The organism is Hoylesella enoeca JCM 12259 (assembly GCF_000613405.1).
Taxonomy (GTDB): Bacteria; Bacteroidota; Bacteroidia; order Bacteroidales; family Bacteroidaceae; genus Prevotella; species Prevotella enoeca.
Genome location: NZ_BAIX01000059.1, coordinates 1 through 10,613 on the forward strand (window position 1 = coordinate 1; position 10,613 = coordinate 10,613).

Annotated in this window: 7 protein-coding genes and 4 pseudogenes; all 11 read right to left on the reverse strand. The window is 44.5% G+C overall.

What is annotated here, in order from left to right; translation table 11 throughout:
- Positions 1–453: 453 nt before the first annotated feature.
- The 11 genes and pseudogenes from JCM12259_RS15345 to JCM12259_RS15360 all read right to left on the reverse strand — a co-directional run bounded on the left by JCM12259_RS15345 (position 454) and on the right by JCM12259_RS15360 (position 10,263).
- A pseudogene (locus JCM12259_RS15345) lies at positions 454–1,421 on the reverse strand (F0F1 ATP synthase subunit gamma).
- Between the two features lie 6 nt (positions 1,422–1,427).
- Positions 1,428–3,014 carry a F0F1 ATP synthase subunit alpha gene (gene atpA / locus JCM12259_RS11575; RefSeq protein WP_025066574.1) on the reverse strand — a complete coding sequence of 529 codons (1,587 nt, stop codon included), beginning with the start codon at positions 3,012–3,014 and terminating at the stop codon, positions 1,428–1,430.
- 27 nt (positions 3,015–3,041) lie between these two features.
- Positions 3,042–3,578 (reverse strand): F0F1 ATP synthase subunit delta, encoded by a 537-nt coding sequence (locus tag JCM12259_RS11580; protein WP_025066575.1) that lies wholly within the window; start codon positions 3,576–3,578, stop codon positions 3,042–3,044.
- Positions 3,579–3,583: 5 nt separating this feature from the next.
- Positions 3,584–4,090: a F0F1 ATP synthase subunit B gene (gene atpF / locus JCM12259_RS11585; protein WP_025066576.1), complete on the reverse strand. Its 507-nt coding sequence runs from the start codon at positions 4,088–4,090 to the stop codon at positions 3,584–3,586.
- A 43-nt stretch (positions 4,091–4,133) separates the two neighbouring features.
- Positions 4,134–4,376 carry an ATP synthase F0 subunit C gene (gene atpE / locus JCM12259_RS11590; protein ID WP_021583671.1) on the reverse strand — a complete coding sequence of 81 codons (243 nt, stop codon included), beginning with the start codon at positions 4,374–4,376 and terminating at the stop codon, positions 4,134–4,136.
- A gap of 31 nt (positions 4,377–4,407) precedes the next feature.
- On the reverse strand, positions 4,408–5,499 hold the full coding sequence (gene atpB, locus JCM12259_RS11595; RefSeq protein WP_025066577.1) for a F0F1 ATP synthase subunit A: 1,092 nt from the start codon (positions 5,497–5,499) through the stop codon (positions 4,408–4,410).
- Positions 5,500–5,506: 7 nt separating this feature from the next.
- Entirely contained in the window at positions 5,507–5,941 is a 435-nt protein-coding gene (locus JCM12259_RS11600) for a hypothetical protein (protein WP_025066578.1), read from the reverse strand.
- A gap of 6 nt (positions 5,942–5,947) precedes the next feature.
- Positions 5,948–6,187, reverse strand: coding sequence for a F0F1 ATP synthase subunit delta/epsilon (locus JCM12259_RS11605; RefSeq protein ID WP_021583721.1), 240 nt, complete (start codon positions 6,185–6,187; stop codon positions 5,948–5,950).
- Between the two features lie 24 nt (positions 6,188–6,211).
- Positions 6,212–7,737, reverse strand: a pseudogene (gene atpD, locus JCM12259_RS15350) (F0F1 ATP synthase subunit beta).
- Between the two features lie 124 nt (positions 7,738–7,861).
- Positions 7,862–8,838 (reverse strand): annotated as a pseudogene (gene pfkA, locus JCM12259_RS15355) (6-phosphofructokinase).
- A 19-nt stretch (positions 8,839–8,857) separates the two neighbouring features.
- A pseudogene (locus JCM12259_RS15360) lies at positions 8,858–10,263 on the reverse strand (SLC13 family permease).
- Between the last annotated feature and the right edge of the window lie 350 nt (positions 10,264–10,613).

A 10,613-nucleotide genomic window follows, 5' to 3' on the forward strand; every position in this document is an offset into this window, starting at 1 on the left:
TTTTGCTTGAAAAGTGAGTAGTGGGGCTCCCGCTAGCAACTTTTTGCCCGAAAAGTGAGTATCGGGACTCCCGCTAGCAACTTTTTGCTTGAAAAGTGAGTATCGGGACTTCCCGCCAGCAACTTTTTGTTCGGAAAGTGATTAGAAACACTGTTTCCTCTTGCGTGAGAATGTGTGTGTCAAGACTTTTTCCGAGATATGCAAATGTGGTCGCCCACCTGCCATTAACAGCTGGTTTTAATACGGTAGCCGTGCGAGAGATAGAAATTCGCCTTAAAAAAGCATCCAACCACTCTGTGAACGCAGGGAAGTTGAAGCTTTCTAAAAGGCTTCTTTTCGGCGCATAAAAAGTCCCAAACTTACCTGCAAAGAGGAAGATTGGGACTTCTGATGAATTGATGATGTGTTACGTTATTTATCTTTTCCCTATCGCGCCGTAAGAATCATGCGAAATTAATTGTTGACTGTTCCGCCCACAATATCAAGCAATTCATTGGTGATAGCTTGTTGACGGCTCTTGTTGAACTGCAAATTGAGTTCACGCAGAAGCTCGTCAGCATTGTCAGTAGCCGTTTGCATTGCCACCATCCGAGCCGCATGCTCACTCGCATTGCTGTCGAGCAGAGCTGTGTAGAACATCAGATGAAGCTGTTTAGGGATGAGTGTGCTGAGCACTGTTTTGAGATCGGGCTCTACGATGAAATCATCATTGAGTGGATTGGCTTCTATCACTTTGCGCTCTTCATCCGCTGCTTCTTGCGCAAATACTCCTGGGCACGAGCGGTAGTGATATTCGAGGAGAGATCTCGCTCATCATCATACTCCAACTCGGTGGAAAGGTCAATGGGCAAAAACGTTTTACGGGTGAGAATCTGCGCCCCAGCACTCTTGAAATGATGGTAAATCATCTCCACTTTATCAAATTCTCCGTCTAAGAATTTCAACGCAATATCGTGCGCAATATCCTGACATTGGCTCACATTAGGCTTTTCGGCTAATTCGATAAAGCTACCTGCCATAGGCAATCCTAACTTCGCAACCCGCTCTTCCACCTTACGCCCGATGGGATAGACGACGATTTCCTCTACGCCTTGCTGCCGATAGTCGTCAATTGTCTGTTGCATCAGTCGCAGAATATTGGCATTGAAGCCGCCGCACAGACTGCTATTAGAGGCGTAAACGATGAGAGCCACACGACGAATCGTCTTTCGCTCCGTCTCAAACGGCGTCCCTGTGTTGGGTGTAGACACAAGAAATGATTTGAGAATGTGCTCTAACAAATCTTCATAGGGCAACATATTTTCGATCATTTGCTGTGCCTTGTGCAGTTTACTCGACGCCACCATCTTCATCGCACTCGTTATTTTACGGGTGCTGTTGACACTGGCAATACGCGTCTTGATTTCTTTCAGTGACGGCATAAGCGGTTAAGATTTATACTGTCCGGTGATATCGGCCATCTCACGCTCAATCGTTTGCGTTGCATCGTCTGTGAGTTGTCCGGCTGCCAAAGTATCAATGACATCGGGATGGGCAGTTCGCATCTTGTCGAGGAATGAGTCTTGACATTGGCGGACACTGTCGATGGGAACATCGCGAAATAGGCCATGCATGCCGCAATACAAAATAGCGATTTGCTCTCCGACAGGCATCGGACTGTATTGAGGCTGAATCAGCAGCTGGTTATTCTTTCTTCCGCGGTCGAGCGTCATTGCTGTTACGGCGTCCATATCACTTGAAAATTTTGAGAATGACTCTAATTCTCGATATTGTGCTTGGTCGATCTTCAAGGTTCCGGCCACCTTTTTCATACTCTTAATCTGTGCACTACCGCCCACACGAGACACGGAAATTCCCACATTAATAGCCGGACGAAATCCCTGATTGAATAAATCGCTCTCCAAATAGATCTGCCCGTCGGTAATGGAAATCACATTCGTAGGGATATATGCAGATACATCGCCGGCTTGGGTCTCAATAATCGGAAGTGCAGTAAGCGATCCTCCTCCTCTGACATGTCCTTTCATACATGCTGGCAGATCGTTCATCTGCTCGGCAACTTCCTGCTGTTCGTTGATCTTTGCAGCCCGTTCGAGCAGTCGACTGTGTAGATAGAAGACATCACCAGGATAAGCTTCGCGTCCGGAAGGTCGCCTAAGAATCAGCGATACCTCGCGATATGCAACGGCTTGTTTGGATAAATCGTCATAAACAACAAGTGCAGAGTAGCCTCGATCACGAAAATACTCACCGATAGCAGCACCTGCAAATGGTGCATAATATTGCATTGCAGCCGGATCTGCAGCCGTAGCACTAACGATTATCGTGTAAGGCAGCGCACCATATTCTTTAAGTGTCTGTACCAAAGCGGCCACAGTAGAAGCTTTCTGACCAATAGCTACATAGATACAATATACCGGTTGACCGGCTTCATAGAAACTTTTTTGATTAATGATGGCATCAACGGCAATAGCTGTTTTACCCGTTTGCCTATCGCCGATAATCAATTCGCGCTGTCCGCGACCGATAGGAATCATTGAATCGACAGCTTTCAGGCCTGTCTGTAATGGTTCTTTCACCGGTTGACGATAGATAACGCCTGGCGCTTTACGGTCAAGTGGCATCTCAAATGCCCCGGTCAAATCGATGTCTCCATGACCATCAATAGCTTCGCCAAGGGGATTGATAACGCGTCCCAACATATTGTCATTCACAAGAATAGATGCGATGCGGTGCGTGCGTTTGACAGTCTGTCCTTCTTTGATACCGGCAGTCGGACCGAGAAGAATACAACCGACATTATCTTCTTCAAGATTCATCACGATGGCCATCGTTCCGTTCTCGAACTCCAACAACTCATTGGCCTCAGCATTACGGAGACCGTAAATGCGTGCAACGCCATCACCAATTATGAGAACTGTACCCACTTCATCGAATTTCTCGTTTACACTGATGTCTTGTAGTTGTTGCAAGAGAATTTCAGATACTTCGCTTGGTTTGATTTTATCTGACATTGGTCGTTATTCTTTATTTTCTTAAATCTATTTTCTTAGTTGAGTGAGGATGGTATTCAGCTCAGACTTTACGCTAGCATCCATTCGATAGGTGTCATATTCAAGGACAAACCCTCCGATTAGGTCAGGATCAACCTCTGTTTTGAACTCTACAACTCCCTGAGTTCTGTTCTTCACCATCTGTTGCAACTTCTGCTCAATAGCCGGAGTAACGACAGTGGCGGTAATCAGTTTACCACTGGTGATGTTCTTCTGCTTTCTATAAAGCGTAATGTAGGACACAGCAATGAATTGCAGAACATTCTCTCTACCCTCTCGAAGAACCAAATCCAAGAATTTATGGGTAATAGGCGAGATAGATTCACCACACGCTGCCACAAGTAAATCTCGTTTTTTGTCCTTTGAGAGCATAGGATTATCTATCGTAAATCTTAGTTCGGAGATCGTGAGAAAACTGTTCAGAAGTATCTGCATCTCTTGATATACCTTACTTTCGATCCGTTCTGCGATGGCACCTTTCAGCAAAGCACGGGCATATCTGACTGATATCACACCTATATCCATACGATTCAATTCATCTTTGGGTCAACAGAAACCTCATCCAACAGTCTATTAATCATAGCCATCTGCTTATCATCGCCGGAAAGTTTTTCACGAAGAACTTTCTCGGCAATTTGTACGGACAGCTCTGCCACTTGCGAACGAATATCACGAATGGCGTTTTGCTTCTCAGCTTCGATAGCAGTCTTAGCTTCGGAAAGCAGTCGAGCCCCCTCATCGCGTGCCTTTGCTTGTGCCTGTTCCACAATGGCTGTGCGACTGTCTGCTGCTTCTTTCAGTATTTGGGCTTGTTTTTCGCGGGCTTCTTGCAAGATTACCTCGCCCTCCTTTTGGATATTGACAAGTCTCTCATTAGCCTCATGGGCTTTACGGAGACTATCGTCTATGAATGCCTTCCGATCGTTCACCATCTTGATGATAGCAGGGAAACCCCACTTCCACAAGATTCCGAGAACGACGATGAAGACAATCGCCATCCAAAACAATAGCCCAAAATCCGGTGTTATTAATGACATAAGCTGTTAGTTACTTCTGTTTCAAGTATAACACACGTTGAATTTATACGAACAAAGCCAATAATGCAATGATTGCAGCAAAGAAAGCGACACCCTCAACCAATGCAGCTGCGATGATCATAGACGATCTCAGATCGCCGATTTTCTCCGGTTGGCGAGCCATTGCATCCATTGCATTGCCACCAATACGCCCAATTCCGATACCTGCTCCTACGGCTGCAATTCCTCCGCCAATAGCAGCGCCTAACTTTGCAACAGCATCTGCTGCCAATAATAATGATAACATAGTGTTTAAATTTTAATTATTAATAATCTTTTTATTTACTGACGACCTCCGGTTCGTGCTCACGGACGTGTGCCAATGAGATGAACACGGCACTTAACATCGTGAAAACCAAGGCCTGGATGTAACAAACCAAAACTTCAAGAAGCATCATAAACACGCTCATCAATACACTGATAATGGACATCAAACCTCCTGCCACTGGATTAATGGCGAACATTATAAAAATGATGCACGCAAAAGCTAAGGCTATGGCGTGTCCTGCCATCATATTGGCAAATAATCGCACCATCAAAGCAAACGGTTTTGTAAAGATGCTGATGAACTCAATAACCGGCATCAAAGGTACCGGACATTTCAACCACGTTGGTACTTCGGGCCAAAAAATCTCTTTCCAATAGGCCTTGGTTCCTGTCACATTCGTTACGATGAATGTACACAGAGCCAAGAACAGTGTGCAGGTGATGTTTCCGGTCAAATTTCCTCCACCTGGTGGGAAAGGAACAACGCCCATTATATTAGCTACAAAGATAAAGAAAAAGCACGTCAACAGATAAGGTGCGTACTTATCAGCTTCATCTCCGAGAGCCGGTTTGATTACTTCATCATAAATATTCATCACGAACATATGCACCAAGCCGGTAAATCCTTTGGGTGCCGGATCGTCGGGTTTATGTTGCTTACACCAACGTGCCGGTATTAAAATACACAAGACGAGAATAATCGAATTGATGAAAAGCACGGCCACTGTCTTCGTGAAAGAAATGTCAACAGGTCGTACCTCCTGACCGTTAATTCTTTCACATACTTTATTTATATTAGTTCCACTTCCTGAAATGTAGAGGTTGTAAGGGCCGGGACGACTGCCAGTGGCATCAACCTCATGAGCAAATCGATTGCTTAAAAAGAGATGCCAACCCGTAGAACTCTTGACAATCACAGGCAATGGTATCGAAATGGGATGCCCATTTATCGTCGTGATATGCCAATCATACGAGTCTTGAATATGCCCAAACAAGATACCTTGCAAATCAAGCCCCTCTTTCTGAGTCTCGCCCGCTGAACGAACAGGCATCAGCACAAAAAGCATTACAAGGATATAGCTTATTCGTTTGACTTGGTTTATACTCATTTTATTTCTTGTTCTTTTCTATGAAAACGAAAAATATACTGTCAAATATCAAGAGTGCAAAATAATAAGCGGTAAATGGGGCGATGAAATACAGTAAATGGGATGATGAAAAGCCGTCAATTGCAAATCGTTTAACGGCTATCAGTAAATAACTGATAATCAATAACATTGCAGCCAACATTCGAACAATCGGTGCCCCTAAGTAAAACTTAGTGAGATTCTTTGTAGACGAAACAGCCAATGCTTTCCAAACAGAGATATAAACAATACTCGAAAGCAGACTGAACACCACACTGACAACGATACCATTGACCATCTCCATAGACCAGTCACAAACACAGGTAAGAAAAAAAAGCAAGACCGAGAGGCCTGCGATAATCCAAAGGCTGTATTTATAATATTTATTGCCGATTGCTTTCACCTGTTGTCGTTCCATCACATCCTATAATTCTACACACAGAGAAACTATGTTTTTCTTGACTTCAACAAAGCCTCCCTTAATCATCTGTTGTCGTTTCACCCCCTGCACAGCGTATTCCACCTTGCCATTGTCAAGAGACGAGATGATAGGTGCGTGATCCTGTAAGATCTCAAAGCTGCCAAGTGTTCCCGGAACGAGCACACTCTCTACCTCACCATCAAACTCCACTCTTTCAGGAGACACAATTTTCAATCTCAACATACAGTAAAATTCTGCATTAATCTATTATCTCTTAGCAGCCTCCAAAAGCCGTTTAGCTTTCTCTTTAGCATCTTCAATAGTTCCGACATTGAGGAATGCCTGCTCGGGTAGATCGTCTACCTCACCGTCGAGAATTGCATTGAAGCCCTTGATCGTATCTTCGATGGGCACCATCACACCTTTTAAACCGGTGAACTGCTCTGCAACGGCAAACGGTTGAGAGAGGAATCGCTGCACACGACGTGCTCGGTTCACAATCAGTTTATCTTCGTCTGACAGTTCATCCATACCTAAAATAGCGATAATGTCCTGTAACTCCTTGTAGTGTTGGAGTATCTGCTTCACCCGTTGAGCGCACTCGTAATGTTCTTTACCTACAATCAGCGGGTCGAGAATACGCGAAGTAGAACCTAACGGATCTACGGCCGGATAGATACCCAACTCTGTTATCTTGCGACTTAACTCCGTTGTAGCATCCAAGTGAGTAAACGTCGTGGCAGGTGCTGGGTCGGTTAGGTCATCGGCCGGTACATAAACAGCCTGTACCGAGGTGATAGATCCCTTCTTAGTAGAAGTAATCCGCTCTTGCATTGTCCCCATTTCAGAAGCCAAAGTGGGCTGATATCCCACGGCCGAAGGCATACGTCCTAAGAGTGCAGAGACCTCAGACCCGGCTTGGGTAAAGCGGAAGATATTGTCGATAAAGAACATAATATCAGCAGCTTCACCATCTTTGCTCCGTGATCTCGAAACTCTTCTGCCACAGTCAACCCAGACAGAGCTACCGAAGCACGTGCACCCGGCGGTTCGTTCATCTGTCCGTAAACAAGCGTTGCTTGCGATTTCTGCAATTCTTCGGGATCAACCAGCGAGAGATCCCACTTGCCCTCATCCATTGCTTGACGGAATTTTTCACCGTAACGGATAACACCAGACTCGAGCATATCGCGAATCAAGTCGTTACCTTCACGCGTGCGCTCACCCACACCGGCAAAGACCGAATAGCCGTTATGCCCTTTAGCGATATTGTTGATTAGCTCCATAATGAGTACGGTCTTTCCCACTCCGGCACCACCGAACAACCCAATCTTACCACCTTTCATATAAGGTTCCAATAGATCGATGACTTTAATTCCGGTAGCCAGCATTTCCTTATGAGTCGAAAGGTCTTCAAATTTCGGAGCTTCTCTATGAATCGGGTAGGCACCTTGCATATTCAGAGGATCCATTCCATCAATAGGCTGACCAATAACATTCATCATTCGCCCCTTGATTTGTTCGCCTGCCGGCATCACAATAGGGCTTCCCGTCGGAATAACTTCCAAACCTCGCTGTAATCCGTCAGTATTATCCATCGCCACACAACGTACGGTATCTTCACCAATATGTTGCTGAACCTCAATGACCAGTTCATTGCCATTAGGACGTTTAACAGTCAAAGCTTCATAAATTTTTGGAAGCACCTTCTCAGGGTCCTGCCCTTTTGTGTCGAAATAGACATCGATCACAGGACCGATAATTTGAGAAATATGCCCATTTATTTGTGACATAAGCTAATTATATTTTAATTTTATGATCTGATTTCACATCTGCAAATATAGTGAAAACCTCTTTATAGTCGCGAGATTCATCCTTTTTATTAACAGAAATTATTACAATATTTACAGATATTAGTTATATACTCAGTTCATCGAGTACCTTAATCAATTTTCGATCAAATGGTTTATCACTCCGAATAGCCTCACTGAGCGGTACATAAGCAATCTCGTTGTTTCTCACACCAATCATAACGTTGCGCTGTCCTTGCATAATGCTTCAATAGCGCCGACACCTGTCCGACTGGCAAGAATGCGATCGTGGGCCGATGGGCGCCCACCACGTTGTAAGTGACCCAAAATAGAAACCCGAACATCATATTGCGGAAACTCCTTACGCACACGATCGGCATAATAAAGGGCACCGCACTTGGGACTTTCTGACACAATTACGATACAACTCTTTTTGGACTTACGAATACCTCGTTCCATAAAGCGAGCCAACTGGTCAACATCAGTAGAATCTTCGGGGATGATTGCGGCTTCGGCTCCACTCGCAATGGCACTATTTTGTGCAAGAAATCCAGCATCGCGCCCCATCACCTCTATAAAGAAAATACGTTCGTGGCTTTGTGCCGTATCTCGAATTCGATCGACACACTCAACAATCGTGTTCATCGTTGTATCATACCCAATCGTAGAATCTGTGCCATAAAGGTCATTATCAATCGTTCCTGGTAAACCGATGCAACAAATATCGTGCTCTTTGGCAAACTCCATTGCACCCGACAAAGAGCCGTTTCCGCCAATGATTACCAAAGCATCGATACCGTGGGCTATCATCTGTCGATACGCCTCTTCCCTTCCCTCAGGTGTCATAAACTCTCCGGAACGGGCCGTTTTCAGAATCGTGCCGCCCGACATAATAATTCCGCTCACATTCTCTGTGGTAAAATCTTCAATTTCTCCATTGATCAATCCGTCATAACCACGATATATTCCTTTAATATTAAATCCATTGCAAATGCCCGCACGGGTCACTGCACGTATCGCTGCATTCATTCCAGGAGCATCTCCACCCGAAGTCAACACACCAATTGTCTTAATCTTTGTCATATTCATAATTCCTTTTATCCTATATCACAATCCTTGTCAGCCACATCACCCCTAATCCGATGAATCCGCCGATCATAGCCATCCAACCAACATTCTTAAAATACCAACCGAGATGAATCCGTTCGGCTTTTATTAATGCTAATCCGCTCATCGAGCCTACTACTAAGATATTTCCACCGACCACCGATGTATAAGCCATTATCTTCCAATAAGCCCCGTTCTGAACGAAATTCCGGAGATACTCTCCCCCACATCACCCGACAGTTTCGCGACATCTGCAACAGAATACAAAGAGAATGAACTCATCGCCGTAGCAAAATTGTCAAGCAAGGTACTGATAATGCCAGCTCCGATACCCATTAACCAAACATCGTGTACATTCCGATCAATATACGATACAAATGCACTGATAACACCGGTCTCTTTTACTACACCAATGGCAAGCATCATTCCCATCACAAACAGAATCATCTGGATAACACCATACTGTAAAACACGCGGAATACGACGCTGAATCATCACATCTACATTCATCAACTTACGATTGAAAATCTCATTGACAACCCACAAAATAGACAGCACACACAATGCACCTAAAAATGGACTCAACTTCGTGATGTTATGAAATGTCGGAATAAACCATAACCCTCCGATGCCCACAACAAGCATCAGTAGACGCTGCCAGACATTCAAATTCGTATCATCACCACGATACGGCATTACGACACTGTCTACTTCCATCCGTTCAGGCAAACTCCGCCCAATCCACCACGTGGGCAGAATCCACGCAATCAGACACGGCAAAGCCAATGAAGCTGAATAACTCGTAGCCGTGACAGCCCCCATATTCCAAAGCACCAGTCCCTCGGGATCTCCGATAACAGTCAAGACTCCTCCACAATTGGCTGCAATCACAATTGCACTTCCATATTTCAACCGTAGTCCTCTATTGGGGACAATGCTACGCATAATCGTCGACATCATCACTGTCGTGGTGAGATTGTCAAGATTAGCTGATAAAATAAAGGTAATAGTAGCTATTACCCATAAAAACTTATAGCACTTACGAGTACGCAGACCGGCATTAATAAAATCAAAACAACCGTTATTATGAAGGATTTCTACAATCGTCATCGTCGCAATCAGGAACAAGACAATTTCTGCGGCTTTACCCACATACTTCAAAAAGATATTTTGTGCAATATAATGCTTTACCGAAGTGCTTGTAGGAACGGCATCGTTCAAAAACGACATAAAATCTGCCGAGTGTTGACTCATTACAAAATCCGCCCCGAAACAGATATACAACACCCACCCGACAGTACCTGCAAACACTGCTACAGCAGCCTTATTGACATTCGTCAGTCTCTCGGTTGCAATCAGGAGATAGCCTAAAAAGAGTATGGTTACGATGATCAACGTCATAAACTGTGCTATAAAAAGTTACGCGCAAAGATAGCGAATAATAATGAAACAAGCCTTCACCGCTCCCATCTTTTTTCCCAAGTCGGGCGAATTACCCTCTCAAACCACCCTTCCCCGGTTTTTTCACCCTTTCACCCTCTCACCTTTAATTGCCCCTTTCACCCTTTAATTTTCCCTCCATCATCACCGGAAAATGTTAAAAAAGAGGGCAAAAAAAGGCGGGAAATGAGGCCTTCCTAACCACTTGATAATAAACGCCTTACAGAGGCGTGAAAAATAGATGCGCATTTCGTTAAAACTTTCTGCGTACCAAGTTTAAACTTTCTGCGCAGAAAGTTTAAACGACGACT